Raw genomic sequence first — 20797 nt, 5'->3', positions numbered from 1 at the left:
CTTTCATGCATGCATGCTGGCGGTTCAGGCTGCACGTTGCCTGTGTCACAGGTTCAGCCAACAGGGTCATCTACCGTTGTCTATGCATTCATTACAGGTAGTGCTCTGGAGTCGCTTCTATGTTAATCCGGTCTAAATGGCTATCCGCCAACAGCACGTTGAGTCGTCTGCTGTTGATCTTCGTGTGCGCACTCTGTGTTGTGCTGCTGTCACGATCGCCGATCTCAGCCCAAGTCCCGACGATCAATCAAGCCAAAATCACGCAGGTTCTCGATAGCTCTCAAATATTCATTCAAAACAGGCAAGCAAAGTTGAACGACTCTGCTAGCAAAGGTCAGCGCGTCCGCACTGGCAAAGCAAGGGCACAGCTAACGTTTAATACGGGCGCGATCGGACGTCTAGCGCACAACTCAGTACTCACAGTGGGTCAATGTGCCCGCTTGCAACAGGGCACGCTACTGGTGAATGGCGCGATGAATGGCTGCACGGCTTCGGTTGTAGCAGGTGTCCGTGGGACGACCTACGTCATTGAAGCCACTGAAACGGGTGAAACAGGCATCAAAGTTTTGGAAGGAGAGGTCACCGTGACTCGCCAACAGGAGGAGGAATGCGAGACTGAACCAGCCTCTGGCAGCAAGCAATTCTCTCTACCCTCCATTATTCCGAGCCTGCCGACACCAGAACCAGAGCCAGCACAGAGTCCCACGCCAGAACCACCGGCGGCGACTGAGAGGCCCCCTGCAAACGTTGACGAGGTTGTGCTCAAAGCCGGTGAGAAAGTCAGCATTAGCCCGACAGAGGGCGTCGGGCTAGTTGAGAAGCTGACCCAGAGTGACTTCACCAACCTTCTTCAGGGCAATCTCTTTAATGGGTTTACGCTCTCGCTGCCAGGGATGGCAAAAATTCAGGCAAGCTTCCAGCAGCTGTTTCCAGGCGTTACCTTCCCAATTCGGTTACCGAGTGTGTCGATTCCTGGGCTTCCAATTCGGTTGCCTTTTTAACCCTCTTTGGTCACTTTAACGAGAAGAATTTAGGATAGAATAAAATCCGTTTGAGATCTCAGGAAGGGGCAGCAGGCCGCTTCAGCATGGGCCTGACAAAGCAGACCTTGAGCTTGGTCATGGCAGGAGCGTGCGTGCGCTCGAAGTTCTTCACGCGACTTTTACAGCGCTCCCTCCGCGCATGCGAGCGTTCAATCACACAGCGCACCGCCGCCGGGACCAAAACCGCTTGGCCTGGCGCTGCCTTCTCTTGTTTCGAGGGTTTGGTCGAAAGTTGTAGCAGGATGGTCGTTTTGGGCAGAGCAACGGGTTTGGCTTGGCAATAAGCGATGTTGAGTGTCAACGGCTCAATTAAACCGACATCATCGGCAACATTTGCTGATGTCCAGTGAGTGAAGCAGGGAAACCCCAGTGGGTACACGGCGAGATGCCGTTTAATCCCGTTGGTGGCTTTGTAAAAACAGAAACCCTTGATGTTAAGTCGTTGGCAGGTGCGGGGAAGAGGGACGATTGCTACAAAAGCCGTAACAGTCGTAACACTGTGATCTACGCTGGAGGAAGCAGCAGAAAGGAACGCCAATGGTAACGACCTCATCGCCCATCATCTACCCGGAATCAGACGGCCTGCCAATGGCAGAGAATACAGTCCAGTTTGAGTGGATTGTTTACATTAAAAAAGGGCTGGATTGGCTGTTTGTTGACGATCCAGACGTTTTCGTAGCGGGCGATTTGCTCTGGTATCCCGTCGAAGGCGACAACAAGCTGCGACAGGCACCCGATGCGATGGTTGTGTTTGACCGTCCCAAGGGCGATCGCGCCAGCTACCAGCAATGGCTCGAAGCAGATACCCCACCCCATGTGGTTTTCGAGGTCATTGCGCCCGGTCACACCATTCCCGAAATGACCCGCAAATTTCAGTTTTACGAGCGCTATGGCGTCGAGGAATACTATATCTATGACCCCGATCGCGCCAGCCTCGGTGGTTTTTTGCGTCAAGACGGGAGCTTAGAAGCCATTGAATCGATGGAAGCCTGGGTGAGCCCCCGGTTGAACGTCTGCTTTGGCTTAACGCCAGAAGGCGATCTTGTGTTGATTCGCCCCAACGGGCAACCCTTTGAAACCTACGAACAAATTGCTGAACGAGCCGAACAAGAGCGATCGCGGGCAGACCACGAGCGCCAACGGGCAGACCACGAGCGCCAACGAGCGGATGCTGCCGAACGTCGCGCTCAACAGGCAGAAGAGGAAATCAAGCAGCTCAAAGCGCAGCTACACGCGCTTGGACACACCCCTGATGATGCGAAAAGTTGAGGACTTATCACCATGCAAATGTTAGATCGACCGTTAGACCGCGCTGCTGACGACCAGTTGACGATCGCCGGACGCACCTTCAAATCACGCCTGATGACGGGCACCGGCAAGTATCGCAACTTTGATGAGATGCGCCAAAGCATTGCCGCCAGCGAATGTGAGATCGTCACCGTTGCCGTGCGGCGCGTCCAAACCAATGCACCGGGACATGAAGGACTGGCAGACGCGCTGGATTGGACAAAAATCTGGATGCTGCCCAACACCGCTGGCTGCCAGACCGCAGATGAAGCCGTCCGCGTGGCTCGACTGGGTCGCGAAATGGCAAAGCTGCTAGGGCAAGAAGACAATAACTTCGTCAAGCTCGAAGTTATTCCCGACTCCAAGTATCTGTTGCCTGACCCGATCGGCACGCTTGAGGCAGCCGAAAAACTGGTTAAAGAAGGCTTTGCTGTGTTGCCTTACATCAACGCCGATCCCATGCTGGCAAAGCGGCTAGAAGAGGTGGGCTGCGTGACAGTCATGCCACTTGGTTCGCCGATCGGCTCTGGGCAAGGGCTCAACAATGCTTCCAATATCCGCATCATCATTGAAAACGCCACCGTTCCAGTCGTGGTGGATGCTGGCATTGGCGTACCCAGTGAAGCAGCACAGGCAATGGAATTGGGAGCCGATGCGTTACTGATTAACACCGCGATCGCGCAGGCACAAAATCCAGCGGCGATGGCACGCGCTATGCATCTAGCAGCAGTAGCAGGACGGCTCGCGTATCAAGCGGGGCGCATTCCCATCAAAACCTATGCTAGCCCAAGCTCCCCTACCAGCGGAATGATCACATGTTAAGTATCGTTACCAAACTCTGCCTTACGACACTGTCTGGGGTAACGTAAAGCCTTCTTTAGGTTGGAGCGTGTTTTACTCCGAGGTTTTGTTATAATACTCAAAATTTAGAGGATAATATATGCGCTACACCGTAGAAGAAGGCGGTCGTTTGAACAATTACGCGATCGAACCCAAAATGTATGAGGCTGAGCCTCCCAGCCAGAATCAGAAGCGCAACTACATTATCTTGGGCGTTGGTGCGGCAGCTTTAATCGGCGGACTTCTGGTTGTAGCAGTTTCTGTGTCATAGTGCCTGCTTTGATTTAGATCAATCATCGATCCCACCTCCCTAGACACCGTTTGCTTTCAAACGCTTTCAACTGACCGGGTTACTTATGCTAAGTAAGAGCCCGGTTTTGTAGTTAAAGCCTCATCAGTCGTTACAGGCCAAGTAGGCCAACGTTCAATAAAATCCTCTAGTCAAACGACCGTTCATTCAGGTGCGTCTACCAATCGCTTAATCGTTGCCAGGGTTAATCGGTTTGTCCAAGCAATGTCAGCCTTTCGTCCTGAAGTGAGTGCCACTCCTCTGAAAAGAGTTGTATCAGCTTCAATCACAAAGCTGCTTCGCGCGACATGGCGCACTACTTGCAATGCAACTCGCTGACCGTACTTCCACGACTACTCCGACTCACGATCGCGCTCAGGTCTTTTCAGGGCAGAATCAAAAAGCGTATTTGCGCCTGAAGCTAGCGTTCAGCCTGAACCTGCGCCGACAAATCTTTTTGGCAGTCTGCGACGATCTGGCCTTGCGTAACCGTCTTGCTGCTCGCTTATATGCAGAACTGGCCTATTCGTCACCCAAGCCGTTGGCTGGTGAGGCAACAGCGCCCGCCGTTCTGCTCAACGTCTCTAATGCGCCTTCTACACACAACGAGCGGTTTTCTGTGCTAGCTGACGATCGCGATTCACAATCGCCGCTCTCAAGTAGCTTACTGCCCTCGCGTCTTCTCTATCCCCGGTTGGTGAGTCTCAATTTGAACCTGAGTGATCCCAATCCGATGGTGCAAATTGCTGAGTGGCTGGCGCAGTATCCACCACCGAAAGACACCAATCAACGCGTGCGATCGCCCGGCTTCCAGATTTTGGGTACCGAGCGTTTGACTCGCCAACCGGCTCAGATGCAAAAGCGCTTTTTAAGTTCGCTACAGCAGGTTGAGCATTATCTATCCTGTTTAGAAGCCCCGCTGTTGCTCTGGTTGCCTCGTCCGTGGCTGAATGCAGTCCAACAATCGGCTCCCAATTTTTGGAATTGGCATACGGCTCTGTTTGAATTTGAGGGCGACCCCACACCAGTACGCTCTGCTATCGTTCGTCTCGATGCCAAGTCTATCGTCTCTGCCCCGCTGCCGAAGCAGAGCGCTGTCAGTGGGGCAAAGCAGCTTCAGGGCCTGATCGACGCACCAGATTCATTCCAGTCCTTTCAGTCGCTAACGCCTGCAAGTCAGGATGCGGGTGCGACAGAGGCTAGTGTCGTGGCGCTCCCAGTGCATCACGCGATCGCCCAGGCAATCAATGCGTCTAGCCTTAGCATTGCACCAGCGTCACAAGGCACTGCGCCTCAGAAGGAGAATCTCTGGGATATTCTGAGCCATGATTTGGCGCTGCTAGATGACTCTCAGCAAGCCCCATCGCTCCCTCCACAGCCAGAGCCTGATCAGTCAGGCAGCGCCACCGAAGTGACGCCACCGCCGATCTCGCCTGCTCCCAATGTCGCCGCAGTCACTCTTTTCTCAAGTGACCACTCACAGGCTCAGCAGGATAGTCCAAACGGCAAAGCGACGAACCTTGTGTCAGAGAGTCCAGTGCTGGACAGCCCAGAGGTCTCCGCGATCGTCGAGCCGATTGACGTGCCGACACAGACCCCAACCGCAGATGCCGCCGCTTCCAATCAAAGTCAGGCGGCACTGGAATTGGCAGATTTAATCCTCGCAGTAGTCGCAGAAGAAGGAGAAGACGCTTCCAGCCAAAATTCCAGGATCATTCAGGCGTTGCAGCAGATTGAGCCATTGCATCTGCAACAGGCTCCCAAAGCAACGCTTCTGGCAGCCTATCAAAATCTGGGTAACCTCTGTCGCGATCGCGTTGAGCAGGGCAATGCATCCTCGCAGCACTTGCTGTTAGCCATCTGCGTGTATGAGCAAACGCTGCAATGGCTGGAGGACGACTCGCTACAGTGGTCTGATGTCTTGAATGATATTGGCAATTTGTACTGGATGCTGTCACGGCAAGAGCCTGATATGGAAGCCAGCTTGACCTATCTGGATCAGGCGATCGCAGCGTATCAGCAAGCATTGGTCAAAACCAATCCCGAAACGCGCCCGCACAACTACGCCATGATTCAGAACAACCTCGGTTCTGCGTATGGTGACATGGCACGGTTTCGCACGCCGACAGAAAGCTTGGAACAGTCGGTTGCAGCGTATGAGGCGGCTCTGCGCTATCGTCAACTGCACGATGATCCAGCGCGTTATGCGGCAACGCAGAATAATCTGGGTACGGCCTACTGGAACCTGGCGCAGCACCAACAGACCGTGCGGCGACTGAAGCAGTCGATCGCGGCTTATTTTGAGGCGTTGCGCTACTACAGTCCCGACTGTGAGCCCATGCACTACGCCATGATTCAAAACAATCTGGGTACGGCGTATTGGAATCTAGCACAGCAACCCCAGGCAAACCTTGGTGTGGGAACCGCCAAGGGTAAGGATCTATCGGCGGCAGATCTCTTGCAGCGAGCGATCGGTGCCTACCGAGCGGCGCTACGCTATCGCACACTCGATGTCGCACCTGCTGCCTATGCTGCCACGCAGAACAACCTCGGCACCGCTTACTGGCAATTGGCTAACTTGCTAGACAACAATCATGAGCAGCGTTGCGAGCGCTTCCAACAGGCAATTGTGGCCTACAAAGCGGCGATCGCTGCTGTAGAGTATCTGTCAGACAGCACCGCTCACACGCCTGCCCTCTCCTTCGATCCCGCTGCAACTCACAATAATCTGGGGCTTGCTTACTATCAGCTCGCCACAGACAAACACAGTCGAGAAAGCAGCTCCCAGCGCTCTGCAAACCTGGAAGCAGCCCTACATCATCACCTTCAGGCACTCCACGCTTGGCAGCCTCAAACAGAGCTTTACCAAACGGTGTTTAGCTATGTCATTCAGACTATGCGTGCCTTCCATACCGAATTCGGGTCAAAAGGCCAAACCCTGGCACTGTCTAAAATTCCAGCCAACCTCCTACCCGAAGTGCTGAAGCAGCTTTAGGAGTGGAGAGTGGGGGTAGGGAGAGGTAGGACGGGAGGAGCAGAGGCAGTAATTTAAAACTCAAAACTCAAAACTCTTACCCCTCACTCCTCTCCTAAAACTCAAACATTCTCTACCAACATGCTCGTCCAACATTTCCAAACGCTGGCGCGTTACAACACGTTGGCAAATCGCAAACTCTATGATGCCTGCGCTCAGCTCTCAGATGCAGAACGCACTCGCATTCGTCCGGCATTCTTCAAAAGCATTCATGGCACGCTCAATCACATTATGGTTGGCGATCGCATTTGGCTGACCCGCTTTGAAGGTGGCACTATCCCCTCAACGGAGCTCAACGCCATTCTCTACGAAGACTTTGAGGCTTTAAAAGCTGCTCGCGTTGCAGAAGATGATCACATTGAAGCCTTTGCGGCTGGCTTAACCCATGAGTTTCTTGCACAATCCATCCAGTACGTCAACAATCAGGGGCGACATCTGGACGATCCTGCCGATCTACTCGTGGCTCATTTTTTCAATCATCAAACGCACCATCGCGGTCAAATCCACGACATGCTGACGCAGACCGATGTTGCACCGCCATCGCTAGATATGCATCGTGTGATTCGACCCTAAGATTAGCCGTCAGTAGCCAGTAGCCAGTAGCCAGTAGCCAGACAGTAGTAAAAGCCTTTCCCCTTTTCCCAATATCCTCGCCGACCGCTGATCGCTACTGATCCCTCCAAATCCTTTTCCCAAAAGCATTGCGGGGATCGATTATAAATACTTATAATACTTTACATAACGTTACAGTACTAGGAAGCGCCATCATGGTTGGATTCATTAAAGGCATCTTTGGAGCCAAGCAAACGGCGAAAACAGAATCGACTCAACCGCCGGAAGCCGCGCCCAAGCCTCAAGCCCCAAAACCTCAGACCCCAAAACCTCAAGCCTTTTATCTCGATTCTAGTGATGCTAAGACTTTAGGCGACATCGACTACATGCAGGCTGCGCGAGAAATTAAACGATCGTTTCCTAAAACATTAGGCGGGGAGGTACTGCGGACAACCTCGATCGTTTCCTCAGTGCAGCGATCACAGGCACAAAAAGAGCAGCAAGCGATCGCGCTACAGCGATCGCAGGCAACTGTCAAACCAACCGCCACCTTTGCAGCGCAGCCGGTCAGCGGTTGGACAACCCCCAAGGCTGATAACGCACCTAAGATCAAAGATCCCAAAGAGCGTCGCAGCCAGGATTCTAGCCTGGATCCATTCCGAGCAATGGCGCGTGACATTCAGAAAGCCAACATTCGCAAGTATTAACGCTTGAAAGTGCTAGCAGTAAAGCCTACTGGTGACCGTGCTGTCTTAAACATGGCTAAAAGCGATCCACTCTCAGCGGTCAGCTTTTAGTCATATGCAATCTAAAGCAACCTGTTTTGCTCAATTGCTGATTAACCAATAACGACCAACTGAAAGCTGACCGCTGAAAGCTGATGGCTGACCGCTAATAGCTGTTTTTGCTCCAAACTCCCTTAAGATCGCTCTATGGCACATGATGAAAAGCGGTGAAGCGTTTAGAGCATTGGTGGCGCGGTTTTCCTAAAGTCCGATCGACATCGGAATCAGCTATTGCCACATGGCGTTTGGCGTTTGGCGCGGTTGATGGGATAACAGAGTCGGTCATTTGGCGGGATGATCAGCTTGCAATCATCTACAACGATCGCAAAGCAGATTGCAACCAGTCTCCCTTCACGATCAGCCCCAGTCAGCGCTTTGTGCTGATTGGCGATGTGTGGTTGCCCGATCGCTCATCACTGATGCAGCAGATGGATATCGACTGGTCTGCTTCGGAGACTCAGGAGACAGCGCTATTTGATCGCTATCTGGTCGCGCAACTGTGGGAGCGAGACGGTATCGCTACCTGCGCAAAACTGTCAGGCGCCTTTGCGCTTGCAGTATGGGATCGGGAGCAGCGGCGACTCTGGTTAGGACGCGATCGCTCTGGCATCCGTACTCTTTACTACACGACAGACGGTATCACGCGTTGGGTAGCTCCACAACTAAGGGCGATTGAACCCTACAGTGCAACAGAGTTGGATCTGGTCGCCCTGCGTGACTATCTCTGCTGTGCGTTTGTGCCTGGAGAGCGCACGCTTTGGCAACAAGTGCGAGAAGTGCGTCCTGGCAACTCTGTAGAACTGCCAGACGGGATACCGCAACCGTATTGGCACTTGCAAGAACACATTACTCACCCTGATCAGCCGTTGGAGTGGCATGGCGATCGTCTCCGCTCGTTGCTTGAACAGGTTGTGCAGGAGTACTTACCGTCAGGAGCACCCGTCGGGGCTTTTCTATCGGGTGGTTTGGATTCAAGCTGCATTACGGCATTGGCAGCAAAACACCACGATGCGCCGCTACATACCTATTCCATCCACTTTGGTGCCGACTGTCCCAACGAACTGGAGTTTTCCAGTCTGGTAGCTCAGCACTGCCAAACGGAACATCACATTCTAGAAATCACTTTCAAGGAAATGTGGGAGCATCTGCCGGAAACGATGGCAGCACTAGATGATCCGATCGGCGATCCTTTGACGGTGCCGAATCTGCTGCTGGGGCGCTTGGCAGCAGATTCTGTACAGACAGTGCTCAATGGAGAAGGCGGAGACCCCTGCTTTGGTGGCCCCAAAAATCAGCCGATGCTGATTAATGCCCTTTATGGCAATGCCCTTGATCGAGATCGGAACAGCAGTGTCGCTCAACAGCATTCGCTACAGGCCTACCTAACGTCATTTCAAAAATGTGCGGCGGATTTACCCCAACTACTAAAACCCGAAATCTGGGCAGCGTTACAGTCTAAACCATCGGTCTTTGCGCCTGTTCTACAGTCGAACGATCGCTACTTGAATCGGCTGATGGCACTCAACATCACTTTTAAGGGTGCAGATCAGATTTTAACGAAGGTGCATAATCTGACTCGTGCAGCGGGTATTGACGGACGATCGCCGCTGTTCGATCCACGGGTCGTTGAGCTGAGCATGACAATCCCACCGGACTACAAACTTTCAGGCGTGCAGGAAAAAGCAGTACTGAAGCAAGCGGTTGCCGACCTCTTGCCAGAAACCATCATTCACCGTCCCAAAAGCGGCATGATGGTGCCAGTGCAGCTTGGGTTTCGGGAGCATTGGAATCGGCAAGCGCGATCATTGTTACTGAGTCGTGATGCCGCGATCGCCCCTTACTTGAATCAAACGCTCATTCGCAACTGGCTAAATTACAACGGCGATACCTGGGGACGTTACGGTGTCAAGCTTTGGTTGCTGGTCAGTCTGGAGTACTGGCTACAAGCGCGGCAGTAGGAAAGGTCGCGAGAAAGCGCCTGTATGAAACACGGCTGTCAGTCAAAAGCCTTCTCTCAAGATTGAAAGAAGGCTTTTAAAGTTCTTACCGCTGCTCACAAGTTTGGAGCAGCGGTGAAAGATCAGTGGAAGCGAACTAAATCGCTCCAGTTACTTTTTCTCTGCTGGGGCAGCAACCGTTGCTTTGACAGCAACATTTTTGACACCCTTAATTTGCTTCGAAAGCGGTTCAATTTTAGCAAGCTGTGCTTGAACGGGCACCGTTCCTGCCACAGTCACGTCGCCATTTTTAGCATTGACTGTAAGCTTGCCGTTAGGGATATTCGCTTCTAGCTTGGTACGCACTTCGCTTTCCAAATCACCGTCGGCTCGTTTCATTTGGTCGCCACCCGCATCATTGCGCTGTTCACGCGCACGGATGTCGGATTCCATTTGCTTCTTGCGAACGTCACTTGTCGCATCATTTTGAGCCGTTTTAGCGTCTTGAGCTTTGGGAACCTGACCGTTAGTGTCGGTGGAATTCGGAGCGTCTGACGTCGTTTTAGCGTTATTACAAGCGGCTGTACTCACCAACAAAAAGCCGCCTAAGAGTAGGGGGATAATCTTTTTCATCGTTTTTATCCTTCAACTGAGAATTTATTGATCAAAGCAGCCTTGTAGAGATGGACTGAAACCCATCTCTACAAAGCATTCAAAGCGCCGTTAGTGACTACAGCAAGGGGTCACGTCGCGTTGTCGTTTCGCCCGTCGTATAAGCTGTGCCAGATCCTGTAGGATACGCGGCTCGATCGGCATCCGTTGTGGTTGCGTCGTAAACACCCCATTCCTGAATACCGCGATGGCTGAGGATTGATTCTGCGCGTTGAATTTCCTCTTGGGAACCATCCACAATTACCAGATAATCGCCTCTAGAGACGCGATCGTTATAAACTCTCGCACGGTCTTCAGGGATACCCAAACCAACCAGACCGCCCACTAAACCGCCTGCTGCCGCACCGATCGCACCACCAGAGATCGTGGTTGCAAGGGCGGTTGCAAGCGCGCCACCGAGCATGACTGGGCCAATGCCAGGAATAGCGAGCGCACCTAGACCAACCAAGAGACCTGTCAGTCCACCTAACGCGCCACCTGCGGCTGCACCTTTCTTCGCACCTTCGTCTACTTGCGTATCGTGGGCTACTTGCTTACCCTTTTCACCCAAATTATCGGCACCCAAATTGCCTGCGTCTGCAATATCAGCCGCACGCTCACTATCGCGACCCACAACCGACACACGAGACATGCCGAAGCCACTGTCTTTTAACTCACGTACTGCAGTCTCTGCATCTTGATAGCTAGAAAAGGTACCAACCGCACGTTTATGATGTCCTAAAGCCATTTTTCCTCCTTCCAGCTTGCAGGCATTAGACTTGACAAGCGTGGAATTAAATTTGTAATCTACGCTACTAATTTTGCGTGATGTGATCGAGATTCTCCTCAGTCTGAAGAGATGACTTAGACTCAGCCGGAAGATGGGGAAGAGGAAAAGGGGGAAAGGGGAGTAAGGCGTTGTGAGTTGATTGTTATCTACCGAGGCAAACTGACCGCCATAGCTTGCTTCCATTGTGATGTGCTGACTGCTCGATCAACTCAAAACTCGAAACTTAAAACTCTTATCCTTTATCCTTCAACCACTAGAGTTCCTTGCGATCAATCCACTTTTGAACGGTAATCGGTTCATAAGACGCCAGTTTGTCCAGGAGTTGATCGGGGTCTTGTGCTTCCAAAACGAGCGATCGATGGGGAGGGAGCACAAACTGTTCTGCGGTCGCGTGATCGAACATGGCGATCAAAGGACTGTAATACTCATCAATATTGAGCAAGCCACAGGGCTTTTGGTGAAACCCTAGCTGTGCCCAAGTGAGCACTTCACAAAATTCTTCAAAAGTGCCAAAGCCACCCGGAAGGGCAATAAAACCATCGGATAGGTCTGCCATTAAAGCTTTGCGTTCATGCATGGAGCTGACGATGTGTAGTTGAGTAAGACTTTTATGAGCAAGCTCTTTATCCACCAACGCTTGGGGAATGACACCGATCGCAGTGCCTCCAACGGCTAGAACGGAGTCTGCGATCGTGCCCATCAGACCCACATTGCCCCCGCCATAGACTAAGCCCAACCCACGTTTGACCAGCGCTTGCCCCAGTGCTTGGGCAGCTGCCTTATAACTCAGTTTGGCTCCTTGATTAGAGCCGCAGAAAACGCAGATGTGTTTCATCATAGGAAGGGAACGATTCAGAGTGACGCACTGTTTAGCATGAAGCAGTTTGGTTTCTTTCTTCTTGTCCTTTCTTGCCTGGTTTGGCTGGCGATTGTTGCCGTGCCGGTAACGCCCTTCACCCTCGGTCAGAAAGCTGCGCTTGTACCGGGATTACTCATTCTCGGCGAGATGCTTTTCTGGACTGGGGCGTTGCTGGTAGGCAAAAAAATTGCACAACAGTATCGGCATTGGCTTAATCCGCGCTATCTGTGGGCAAGATGCAAGCAAGCGCTAGGTAGTAGTGTGCTAGACGTGTGGCTGGCTGCTTAGGATATATCCACGTCTGCATTCGATAGCACCTGTAACCGAATGGTGCGATCGCCCCCACCTGTTAGAGAGGTTTCAATGATGTCGCCAGAGAGGGGCGCAAGACAGCTAAGCAGCGTGCGTAAATGGGGAGAACTCGCACCGCTATCAAGATAGAGCCGCTCGGACAGAGCATTGAGACGCTTCCAGGTGAGATAAAGCTTCGTCACCGTTTGTTCAAGCTGGGCAGCATGGTTGACCAGATCGGCAGCGGAACTGAGGCATCCGAGACGGAGCGCTTCTTCCAGCGCCAGTTCTAGATCAAGCGACTCATTATTCAGTGCCTGTACATTCGTAGCGGCTTCCAGATAGCGCCACAGGTAACGGGCTTCAGAGGTGGCTTGCTTCAACGTATCGACATCGGGTGTTTCCGCAACGGCATCCCGAATCGAGACTTGGTGACTCTCTGGCAGCTTCTGCATTTCTTTGACCAGTGGAGCAAGGTATTTTGCCGGAATCGTATGATCAGCGGCTTTTTGCTTCACTTCGGTTGGCAATAAATCTGATGTCATCGCAGTCCAGTCGTCAGAGAGCTGACGAACTTCGCGACGGGTAATGCGATCGCCCCGATGAGCCGCCTCACTCACCATTTGCTGCACTTCTGGAGCGGCGTGTGCCGTTTCGACAAACGCCCGTTTGCTAAACTGGTTGACATCTTCGGGTTCCAGATAGCCGCCATCCAGCAGCGTATCGGCGCTGTTCGCCAGCTCAATCATGGCGTAGGCTTGGCTTTTGCTAATCTCCCGATCTTTTAGCCAGTTGAGGAAGCCTGTACCACGTCCATCGCCGTGTCGCTTTTCGCGATCGCGCACTGCCCGTAAGATCCGTCCCCGCCAGATATCGGTTTGCAGGTCGAAGCGATCGCACACCTGCCACGCCTGCTCCACCTGCTCCTGAAACTCCAGCTCTGGGATCTGCTCATCCTCTGGATTAGGTAACCGAAAGTGCAGATCGACACTCGGCTCAAAAGCTCTTTCAACGCTATGGATAGCGTCTAAACGTGGGGGTGCTTGTACCATTAGCGTGCTCGGACAACAGTCGCATCATTATGGCACGGCTTGAGCGAGCCTGGAAAGAGGGAACAATAGCGAACCTATGATTTAGTGAAGTACATCGATCGCCGTTGCATGGGCTTGCTACCGTGAAAAGTGGAACGCCCAAATGATCTGGAAACTAGATAGATGAAAGCGAATCACTAGTTAGCTACTTTTGGGGGCACTTCATGAAACTGCTTAACGATATCTGACAACGACCCAATTGCTTGCTTTTTTTTCACCAAGCTTCATTTAACAACTACCACCTTTGCGCTGGTGGCAATGGTTTTTTAGAAGTTTGAAAAATAGCTAGCGGTTAAAACCGCGACTACATAAACAAAGTCCGCGGCAGCGGACTACCGAAAAGCGAGGCTTTGCAACCGGTGGAGACAGGCTTTGTCTGTGTAGCAGTGACTTCAGTCGCCAAAGCTACAGGAGTTTGGAATTTTAAAACATCCTCTTAGATATGAAAAACCTTACTGATTTGTTAAGCAACTTTTTGATTGATCGGAATCGGTGGAATAAGCGCATCTGTGTTCTATCTCTTATTCTGCTCGGAATCGCTTTGCCTTTTTTACTTGTGACGTATATCGATTACTATAGCTGGGGAGATGTGGAGACATTTCGTAGCTGGTCAGATTGCTGGGGGCAGCAAATCTATGCAGCATATTGTAGCAAATTGCCTCCTAACTATCCAGTTGTCGGTCTAACAGTAAGTGCAGGCTTAATCAATACTATAAGTTCTATTTTTGGTATTACTGAACGGAATACTTCAATTTTAATTTTTCGCTATTGTCTAGCATTCATTGATGCTTTAAATTTTCTTCTCTTTGTTTTGTTAGCCAGCCTGATGCGGTTTCGGCATCCCATTCACATAGGACTTATCCTACTAATGATGCCATCCACCTGGGTGGGAAGTGCAGTCTGGGGGCAAATTGACGGGATTTTGTTATTCTTTTGCTTACTGTCTGTCATTGGCTTCTTCAAAGCTTGGCTGGCAAGTGGTGTTGAAGCTGGAAGTCAAAAAGCCTGGAAAAGTGGGATTTATTTGCTCTTAGGAATCCTGAGCTTTTGTCTTTACCTTTTAACCAAGCAGCTTGCTCTCTTCTCGCTACCGTTCTTTTTTATCCTTTTTCTAATAACCGTGTGGAAGTTTTGGAAAAGCTTTAGATATAGAAGTCTTTTTTGGCTTTCTTTAGCGTTGATTGTTTTTATTTTATGCTTCCGTTATATAGATAGCTTTTTTGAAGTACCTGAGCAATTCCATCATTCGAGCTATTGGTTTGTTTTGAAAGGGGCAGGTAGCGAATATGGAAACAAAATTTCTGTGAATGGATTTAACCTTTGGATGTTTCTTGGACTTGACATGTCTTCTTCTTCTCACGTTCCTTTTTTCACTCTAGAACTTGGAAGTTGGATGGATCCGATTAGTCCCTACAAAGCGGGAATTATTTCATATTCGATATTCATTGCCTTTCTTTTACTTACCGCTTTTAAAGGTGCTTCAACAATTCTCAAGAAGAATGTTTGGATTGAGCAAAAAGATAAGTTAGAAAGTCACCTAATGGCGCTGTTATGTTTTTTTCATGGCTTTTGTCATCTTGGTTTTAATGTTTTGCTTTGTGGAACACACGAACGCTATCTTTATTTAGGCTATCCATTTCTACTCATTTCAGTTGCCTGGTTTTATACCAACCAACTCGTATTTTCCAGGCAGCCAGCTATATGTTGTTTTCTCGCCGCAGCGGCCTATGGATGCTTTGTCTTTAGCTTTATCAAAGGCCTTCCACCATTACTTTTTCCTCTGCGACGACACGAGTTTTTAGCTTCGATCCATCTTTTTCTCTTAGTCTTCCTTTTGGATCAATGGATGCTCATCTGTCAGTTGAATCCGAAGAATAGCTCGGCAAGCCTCCAAGTGGATAGACACATAGCTCTACCGAACAAAGCGCTTGATTAACAGCCAAAAGATAGCGGAAACAATCCTTCCAAACCCTATAAATCAGGTAGTCCAAGCTGTTGGCTTAGTTCTTGGCGTAGGCGATGGACGAGTATCACCTTGTGCTGAAGGAAACTGAAGAACTGCGACAGTATTATGAAGAGCAAAATCGTGCTCTCCTTGATCAACTGGCGAAAAAGCCACCCAGACCTGGTATGGAGGCTGCTTGGGAGAAGTTGCAAGCACAAAAAGCAAAACATCAAGCACAACTTAAGTCCCACACATGATCTTTCTGGTTGATCACAATCTTGAGGGACATGCTCTGCTTTTGTCAGGCAATATTGCTAGTTTGGGTTGGTTGGATCTGTTACCAATTCGCTTTGTCACGTTTGAAGCGATTGAATTAGCGATTACTAGCGATGACAGAGTAGTTTGGCAGTTTGCACAGGAAAATCAAATGGTCTTGCTCACAGCGAATCGAAGTATGAAAGGGAAGAAGTCTCTGGAGCAGGTGATGCGTGAAGAACTGGTATGAGAACAACAACAGCTTTATCACTGCGGGTGATCGTGCTCGAACTAGGGCGAAATCAAAGCACTTGTCGCGAGCATGGGCATGCAACCAGAGCAATCGATCGCGAAATCGCCTCTCCTAACGCTTCTTACCAAACTTCGCTTTTAGATCATCCAGGGTTGCTGGTTTTGATTCTGCAGTTGCTTTGGGCTGAGAGAGATTGTTTTTAGGCTGTGATGGATTCAATTTAGGCTGTGATGGATTCGTTTTAAGGGCTGATGGGGGTGCTTTCGGTTGGCTGCGCTCTTGTCCTTCAGCGGTTTCGGCACGCATAGAAAGACTGATGCGCTTGAGTTTTTCGTTCACTTCCAACACTCGTACGTTGACTACCTGACCCACTTTTACAATCTGCTTGGGGTCACTGACAAAACGATCGTCCAGTTGCGATACATGCACCAACCCATCTTGATGGACACCGATATCTACAAACGCTCCAAAGTTAGCGACGTTGGTGACAATGCCTTCCAGTTGCATCCCTACGGTGAGATCAGACATTTCTTTCACGCCCTCTTTGAAGGTGGCGTATTTGAACTCAGCACGCGGGTCACGTCCTGGTTTTTCCAGTTCGGCGATGATATCGCGTAAGGTGGGTTCACCGATCGCGTCGGTCGCATATTTTTTCAGGTCTGTCTTTTGCAGCCGTTCCGCCACCTGCGTAATTTGGGTTAGGGGCACGCTCAGATCAGTGGCGATCGTTTCCACAACCTTATAGCTTTCGGGGTGGACAGCCGTGTTGTCTAAGGGATTTTTGCCATTGCGAATCCGCAGAAAGCCCGCTGCTTGCTCGAAGGCTTTGGGGCCAAGCTTGGGGACTTTGAGCAACTGACGACGATCGCCAAACGCGCCGTTTTCATTACGATACGCCACGACGTTATTGGCGATCGTCGGCGTAATGCCCGAAACGAATGTCAGAAGCTCTTTCGACGCCATGTTGAGGTCTACACCCACGTAGTTCACGCAGCTTTCAACGGTTTCATCTAGCTTTTTCTTGAGCAATTTCTGATCCACATCGTGCTGATACTGACCTACGCCGATGGATTTTGGGTCGATTTTCACCAGTTCTGCTAGTGGATCTTGCAGGCGACGACCAATGCTGATGGCACCGCGCACCGTGATGTCCTGATCGGGAAATTCGGCGATCGCGACGGGGCTGGCAGAATAAATCGATGCGCCTGATTCGTTGACCATCACTTTGACGGGCTTGCGTTCCAGCGCTTGCAAGACTTCGGTGGCAAATTCATCGGTTTCGCGTCCGGCAGTGCCGTTGCCGATCGCAATCAATTCCACCTGGTAGCGCTCAATCAACGTGGCAAGTGTGCGTCCTGCCTGCACCCGCTGTCCAGCTGCCTGGTGGGGAAAGATGGTCTGGTATTCCAGGAACTTGCCCGTTTGGTCGAGCACCGCCACTTTGCAACCGGTGCGGAAACCAGGGTCGATCGCCATTGTGGGTTTCATCCCAGCCGGGGCAGACAGCAGCAGTTCCCGCAAATTGGCTTCAAAGGTGCTGATGGATTCGACATCGGCTTCCACTTTTTTTGCCGCTCGCACTTCCGTGATCAGCGAGTTTTTCATCAACCGATGGAAGGCATCTTTCAGCATGTCGCGATAAAACGCGCGAACTTCACGCTGTTTTGCCCGTAGCTCCTGCGACTCTAAATAGGCGAGCACAGAGTCTTCATCAAAGGTCAAAGCCACATCCAGCACGCCTTCGGTTTCGCCCCGGTACAGTGCCAGCAGGTTGTGGGATGCGATCGCCTTCACCGTCGCCTGATAGCTGCGATACATCTCAAACTTTGTTGAGCCTTCGGGATGGTCGCCTTTTACTTTGGAGGTCAAAACACCCGCTGTCATGAAGTATTCGCGCAGATATGCCCGGAGATTCGCCTTTTCCGCTACTTCCTCAGCCAAAATATCAGACGCACCTTTCAATGCATCCTCAGCCGTTGCGACTCCTTTCTCCTCAGACACATATTTCACCGCTTCGGCTGTCAGATCAGCGGGTGCGGCTGTTGGCGTATTGAGCGCTTTGATGAACGCTGCCAGTGGCTCTAGTCCTTTTTCGCGGGCGATCGTGGCGCGAGTGCGACGCTTCGGACGGTAGGGCAAATACAGATCTTCGAGTTCGTTCTTTTGCAGACACGCGGTAAGGTTTGCCTCCAGTTCGGGAGTCAGTTTGCCCTGTTGGGCGATCGCCTCCAGAATGGCCTCCTTCCGCTCTTCCAGTTCGGTCAGATACGTGTAGCGATCGAACAAATCCCGCAGCTGGGTTTCATCCATTTCACCCGTGCGCTCTTTGCGGTAGCGAGCAATAAACGGCACGGTTGACCCTTCGGCAAAGAGTTCGAGCGCGTGACTCACCTGAAACGGTTTGAGGTCAAGCTCGTCTGCCAGCAGTTGAGAAATGTTCAGCATTGCAGTTCGTTACATCAGCTTTTCTAGGATAGTCTGACTTTGAGTCGCGGATGTGGGATACGCTTTGAGTCGATCGCACTTTGCTCAAGCGATCGCACGTTTGAAACCATCAATCTATGGCGAAGGGCGCTACGTTCGTAAATTACTAGAGGCCAGCTTTTTGGCATCTTTCTGTGCCTGTTTGGTATAGACCAGATTCCAACTCACCACTCTAGTGCCCGATCACACTCCTCGATCGGTGTTGCCAACCCCTCTCGAATCGATTCCCGCATCCCTGGCACTGAGAGAAGATACAACGTTTCCTGTACCGAAGCCCAATCAGCTTCAGATAATAGAACAGCGTTGCTATTGTGTCCTTCAATCACAACGGGTTGATGCGACTCGCTCACTGCATCGATCAAAGCCTGTAGCTGCTGTTGAGCTTCATTGACTGAAATCATAAGCCTCCATCTATCTGAGTAGTGGATTAGGAATCAGAAATTCAGCCTTCTAAAAAACAAAGTCAACAACATATTTAGACACTCATGTCACTTAAACTTAGAAGCTTGAGTAGCTCTACTTCTTCCAAGTCTTCAAAATATTTTTTACTTTTGTTTGATCTGAAAAACGTTGAGTGATTATACTTTTGACCTACTTCACTTCGTTCTTTGGCAATAGTTGCTTCGATCACACTCACTGAGTCAGAGTAAAGGCTCCAAATTTCCTGAAAGTTAGAATATTTTAATTCGATTTTATTTCGTCTAGCAAGCTCTCCTATCACATAAAGTATGTAGTAAGAAGCATGAAGAATGTACGACTTATTTCTAAATAATAACTGATCACCTACGATTTCTAATTTAATCTTATTTTTTTCCGATTCTATTTTCTCAAAAAGATTATATGCAAGCCAAACTTTATCAGCATTGACCTCTTCATTGAAAACCTCCTCGTACTTGTCGCCAAAAATTAATCCTTTTCTGTTCTTGGCTTCGTAGGGAGAGCGGTTAAAGAAAGCCATAAGAACCTGTCCAGCTTTTTCCGCATCTATCCTTTGATTCAAAGGCTTTTCAGCATACTGATTTTTCTTTCGCTCGTAAAATTTTTCGTTTACGAGAAATTCTTTCTCCAAACTTAGCTGTATAAAGTCTACAGATCTTATATCTCGGCTCTTTACAGGATTTTGACTGTTTGTATACTCTGCGATTCTCGTACTTAAAGCGGGATCTCTGACTTCACATATACGACAAAGAATCTCAATATCACGAAATTTACTTGAATCTTCCAAAAAGGCTTCGTACAAAGAATGTATTGTTTGACTTCCATTTACGACTTGCACATTTTTTAACTCTATAACTGGGGCGCGCCTGTCAGAATAGGAAAAGGAATCACATGTCAAAGTGACGCCATTATTGTAATAAAAGAATTTGCTGTTTTCGTCTGATAATGCTGTAGATTTTATGTTTTTATTGATTGATGATTTCTTCTGATAAATTCTCACATTGTCATTAAACGCATCTTCCAGAAGAGTTGATTTTTTTATCACCTCATATTCATCATTTGTCATATCCGCTTTGCTTCTTACCTCTTCGTTGTCAATAACGATCCTTATTAAATCCCTTGCATCTACATTTACAATAAGGGCGCGAATATTCCCGTCAGATTTCTCAAAAAAACCTGTATTAATAGCCTTGATTCTTCCATCTACTATTTGCTTATCTTTAGAAACTATAGATTCAAATAAATCTGGCATCAAATGATATTTGATTTCTACATTTCTGCCAACACTTCTTTCAAGCCTACCTCTTTCGGCTTTTTCAAAACCTTTATAGTAGTTTGCACAGAAATGAAGGATAAACTTAGGATCGCCGTTTTCAAATAGCCTCCAAATATCTTGAACCTTCGAGGATAATACTGCATTAACTTCTTGAGGTAAGGCTGCATCTTTCTGGTTCAGTGCATTTATAAAGCCTAATATTTTATCGATTTCTCCCGAAGGAAGGTTATTGCTCTTTGCTTTGTCAAAGTTTTCTGCATATTTAAAGTTGAACATATGAACTGTTGAGGGTGCAGAAATCTCATCAATGTAAAGAGCATCTATCCCTCTATCGTGACCAGATGGTTGATTAGAAATTTTCAAAAAGTTACTATCTGTTATAGAGTCTCGTATTTCATCTTCTTGCAATCCAAGAATTAGATCTATAACAACGAAGTAGAAAGCGGATGTAAGATCAGGAAAAGCATAATCTTGCCGTTTTCTGTCTGTTTTAGTTCTAATTAAGGAGAATTCTTGAAGTGTTGGTGGATTCATATTGTCTAAGAAAATATTTTGCCATCTCAAAATAGAAAATGTTTGCTCTAGCTTCAGCAGGTGGATCTACGGTGAACTGTTCCAGTTTTTGCTAAAATCTTGCCTCTCGATCGGTATTGCCTAGAATGCGCTTTTTGAAAACACGTTTGAAGGTCGAACTGAA

General features: G+C 49.5%; 20 protein-coding genes. 12 read left to right on the top strand and 8 right to left on the bottom strand.

Features of this window, described 5'->3' with window-relative positions; genetic code table 11:
• The first annotated feature begins 119 nt into the window (after positions 1-119).
• Positions 120-1001, top strand: a complete 882-nt coding sequence (locus C7B82_RS18685; RefSeq protein WP_106257779.1) for a FecR family protein — start codon at positions 120-122, stop codon at positions 999-1001.
• Between the two features lie 58 nt (positions 1002-1059).
• Here C7B82_RS18685 and C7B82_RS18680 read toward each other — a convergent pair whose 3' ends face one another.
• The gene (locus tag C7B82_RS18680; RefSeq protein ID WP_245939983.1) at positions 1060-1581 is read right to left on the bottom strand and encodes a transposase; all 522 of its coding nucleotides are present in this window, start codon (positions 1579-1581) and stop codon (positions 1060-1062) included.
• On the opposite strand from C7B82_RS18680, the gene C7B82_RS18675 reads away from it, so the two are divergent.
• The 7 genes from C7B82_RS18675 (at position 1581) to C7B82_RS18645 (ending at position 9788) form a co-directional block, all read left to right on the top strand.
• Positions 1581-2312, top strand: coding sequence for a Uma2 family endonuclease (locus tag C7B82_RS18675; protein WP_106257778.1), 732 nt, complete (start codon positions 1581-1583; stop codon positions 2310-2312). The two genes, C7B82_RS18680 and C7B82_RS18675, sit on opposite strands and share 1 nt — an antisense overlap.
• A gap of 12 nt (positions 2313-2324) precedes the next feature.
• Positions 2325-3152 carry a thiazole synthase gene (locus C7B82_RS18670; protein WP_106257777.1) on the top strand — a complete coding sequence of 276 codons (828 nt, stop codon included), beginning with the start codon at positions 2325-2327 and terminating at the stop codon, positions 3150-3152.
• 118 nt (positions 3153-3270) lie between these two features.
• A complete protein-coding gene (psb34, locus tag C7B82_RS18665) occupies positions 3271-3441 on the top strand; it encodes a photosystem II assembly protein Psb34 (protein ID WP_106257776.1) in 171 nt (56 codons plus the stop codon).
• Positions 3442-3784: 343 nt separating this feature from the next.
• Positions 3785-6454 carry a tetratricopeptide repeat protein gene (locus C7B82_RS18660; RefSeq protein WP_146141191.1) on the top strand — a complete coding sequence of 890 codons (2670 nt, stop codon included), beginning with the start codon at positions 3785-3787 and terminating at the stop codon, positions 6452-6454.
• Between the two features lie 120 nt (positions 6455-6574).
• Complete coding sequence (locus C7B82_RS18655) at positions 6575-7066, top strand: DinB family protein (protein ID WP_106257774.1); 492 nt, start codon at positions 6575-6577, stop codon at positions 7064-7066.
• 194 nt (positions 7067-7260) lie between these two features.
• Positions 7261-7752 carry a hypothetical protein gene (locus C7B82_RS18650; RefSeq protein WP_106257773.1) on the top strand — a complete coding sequence of 164 codons (492 nt, stop codon included), beginning with the start codon at positions 7261-7263 and terminating at the stop codon, positions 7750-7752.
• Between the two features lie 245 nt (positions 7753-7997).
• Positions 7998-9788, top strand: coding sequence for an asparagine synthetase B family protein (locus C7B82_RS18645; RefSeq protein WP_181357558.1), 1791 nt, complete (start codon positions 7998-8000; stop codon positions 9786-9788).
• Positions 9789-9938: 150 nt separating this feature from the next.
• Here C7B82_RS18645 and C7B82_RS18640 read toward each other — a convergent pair whose 3' ends face one another.
• The 3 genes from C7B82_RS18640 to C7B82_RS18630 form a co-directional block, all read right to left on the bottom strand.
• The gene (locus C7B82_RS18640; RefSeq protein ID WP_106257772.1) at positions 9939-10400 is read right to left on the bottom strand and encodes a BON domain-containing protein; all 462 of its coding nucleotides are present in this window, start codon (positions 10398-10400) and stop codon (positions 9939-9941) included.
• A 97-nt stretch (positions 10401-10497) separates the two neighbouring features.
• Positions 10498-11166, bottom strand: a complete 669-nt coding sequence (locus C7B82_RS18635; protein WP_181357557.1) for a general stress protein — start codon at positions 11164-11166, stop codon at positions 10498-10500.
• A 295-nt stretch (positions 11167-11461) separates the two neighbouring features.
• Positions 11462-12043, bottom strand: coding sequence for an LOG family protein (locus C7B82_RS18630; protein ID WP_106257811.1), 582 nt, complete (start codon positions 12041-12043; stop codon positions 11462-11464).
• Between the two features lie 39 nt (positions 12044-12082).
• Here C7B82_RS18630 and C7B82_RS18625 point away from each other — a divergent pair, with 39 nt between their 5' ends.
• The gene (locus tag C7B82_RS18625) at positions 12083-12355 is read left to right on the top strand and encodes a transporter suffix domain-containing protein (protein WP_106257771.1); all 273 of its coding nucleotides are present in this window, start codon (positions 12083-12085) and stop codon (positions 12353-12355) included.
• On the opposite strand, the gene C7B82_RS18620 is transcribed toward C7B82_RS18625, so the two are convergent.
• A complete protein-coding gene (locus C7B82_RS18620; protein ID WP_219904576.1) occupies positions 12352-13410 on the bottom strand; it encodes a hypothetical protein in 1059 nt (352 codons plus the stop codon). The two genes, C7B82_RS18625 and C7B82_RS18620, sit on opposite strands and share 4 nt — an antisense overlap.
• A gap of 481 nt (positions 13411-13891) precedes the next feature.
• On the opposite strand from C7B82_RS18620, the gene C7B82_RS18615 reads away from it, so the two are divergent.
• The 3 genes from C7B82_RS18615 to C7B82_RS18605 all read left to right on the top strand — a co-directional run bounded on the left by C7B82_RS18615 (position 13892) and on the right by C7B82_RS18605 (position 15899).
• Entirely contained in the window at positions 13892-15385 is a 1494-nt protein-coding gene (locus tag C7B82_RS18615) for a hypothetical protein (protein ID WP_106257770.1), read from the top strand.
• Positions 15386-15468: 83 nt separating this feature from the next.
• Positions 15469-15651 carry a hypothetical protein gene (locus tag C7B82_RS18610; RefSeq protein ID WP_219904575.1) on the top strand — a complete coding sequence of 61 codons (183 nt, stop codon included), beginning with the start codon at positions 15469-15471 and terminating at the stop codon, positions 15649-15651.
• Complete coding sequence (locus C7B82_RS18605; protein WP_106257769.1) at positions 15648-15899, top strand: ACP S-malonyltransferase; 252 nt, start codon at positions 15648-15650, stop codon at positions 15897-15899. Before C7B82_RS18610 ends, C7B82_RS18605 begins: the two co-directional genes overlap by 4 nt.
• A 114-nt stretch (positions 15900-16013) precedes the next feature.
• On the opposite strand, the gene C7B82_RS18600 is transcribed toward C7B82_RS18605, so the two are convergent.
• The 3 genes from C7B82_RS18600 to C7B82_RS18585 form a co-directional block, all read right to left on the bottom strand.
• Entirely contained in the window at positions 16014-18347 is a 2334-nt protein-coding gene (locus C7B82_RS18600; protein ID WP_106257768.1) for a Tex family protein, read from the bottom strand.
• A gap of 203 nt (positions 18348-18550) precedes the next feature.
• On the bottom strand, positions 18551-18787 hold the full coding sequence (locus C7B82_RS18590) for a type II toxin-antitoxin system Phd/YefM family antitoxin (protein WP_106257767.1): 237 nt from the start codon (positions 18785-18787) through the stop codon (positions 18551-18553).
• 74 nt (positions 18788-18861) lie between these two features.
• Entirely contained in the window at positions 18862-20634 is a 1773-nt protein-coding gene (locus C7B82_RS18585) for an AIPR family protein (protein ID WP_106257766.1), read from the bottom strand.
• Positions 20635-20797 lie beyond the last annotated feature (163 nt).

This window comes from Stenomitos frigidus ULC18, from assembly GCF_003003795.1.
GTDB lineage: Bacteria > Cyanobacteriota > Cyanobacteriia > Leptolyngbyales > Leptolyngbyaceae > Stenomitos > Stenomitos frigidus_A.
Note: the sequence above shows the minus strand (reverse complement) of the source record. Positions and strands in the feature narration are given on the sequence as shown.

Excerpts from the sequence above, each read along its gene's own strand:
- C7B82_RS18650 (WP_106257773.1), top strand. The coding sequence starts at position 7,261 with ATGGTTGGATTCATTAAAGGCATCTTTGGAGCCAAGCAAACGGCGAAA.
- C7B82_RS18585 (WP_106257766.1), bottom strand. The coding sequence starts at position 20,634 with ATGAATCCACCAACACTTCAAGAATTCTCCTTAATTAGAACTAAAACA.
- C7B82_RS18675 (WP_106257778.1), top strand. The coding sequence starts at position 1,581 with ATGGTAACGACCTCATCGCCCATCATCTACCCGGAATCAGACGGCCTG.
- C7B82_RS18630 (WP_106257811.1), bottom strand. The coding sequence starts at position 12,043 with ATGAAACACATCTGCGTTTTCTGCGGCTCTAATCAAGGAGCCAAACTG.
- C7B82_RS18640 (WP_106257772.1), bottom strand. The coding sequence starts at position 10,400 with ATGAAAAAGATTATCCCCCTACTCTTAGGCGGCTTTTTGTTGGTGAGT.
- C7B82_RS18655 (WP_106257774.1), top strand. The coding sequence starts at position 6,575 with ATGCTCGTCCAACATTTCCAAACGCTGGCGCGTTACAACACGTTGGCA.
- C7B82_RS18590 (WP_106257767.1), bottom strand. The coding sequence starts at position 18,787 with ATGATTTCAGTCAATGAAGCTCAACAGCAGCTACAGGCTTTGATCGAT.
- C7B82_RS18670 (WP_106257777.1), top strand. The coding sequence starts at position 2,325 with ATGCAAATGTTAGATCGACCGTTAGACCGCGCTGCTGACGACCAGTTG.
- C7B82_RS18625 (WP_106257771.1), top strand. The coding sequence starts at position 12,083 with ATGAAGCAGTTTGGTTTCTTTCTTCTTGTCCTTTCTTGCCTGGTTTGG.
- C7B82_RS18600 (WP_106257768.1), bottom strand. The coding sequence starts at position 18,347 with ATGCTGAACATTTCTCAACTGCTGGCAGACGAGCTTGACCTCAAACCG.
- C7B82_RS18620 (WP_219904576.1), bottom strand. The coding sequence starts at position 13,410 with ATGGTACAAGCACCCCCACGTTTAGACGCTATCCATAGCGTTGAAAGA.
- C7B82_RS18605 (WP_106257769.1), top strand. The coding sequence starts at position 15,648 with ATGATCTTTCTGGTTGATCACAATCTTGAGGGACATGCTCTGCTTTTG.
- psb34 (WP_106257776.1), top strand. The coding sequence starts at position 3,271 with ATGCGCTACACCGTAGAAGAAGGCGGTCGTTTGAACAATTACGCGATC.
- C7B82_RS18635 (WP_181357557.1), bottom strand. The coding sequence starts at position 11,166 with ATGGCTTTAGGACATCATAAACGTGCGGTTGGTACCTTTTCTAGCTAT.
- C7B82_RS18660 (WP_146141191.1), top strand. The coding sequence starts at position 3,785 with ATGCAACTCGCTGACCGTACTTCCACGACTACTCCGACTCACGATCGC.
- C7B82_RS18610 (WP_219904575.1), top strand. The coding sequence starts at position 15,469 with ATGGACGAGTATCACCTTGTGCTGAAGGAAACTGAAGAACTGCGACAG.
- C7B82_RS18685 (WP_106257779.1), top strand. The coding sequence starts at position 120 with ATGTTAATCCGGTCTAAATGGCTATCCGCCAACAGCACGTTGAGTCGT.
- C7B82_RS18615 (WP_106257770.1), top strand. The coding sequence starts at position 13,892 with ATGAAAAACCTTACTGATTTGTTAAGCAACTTTTTGATTGATCGGAAT.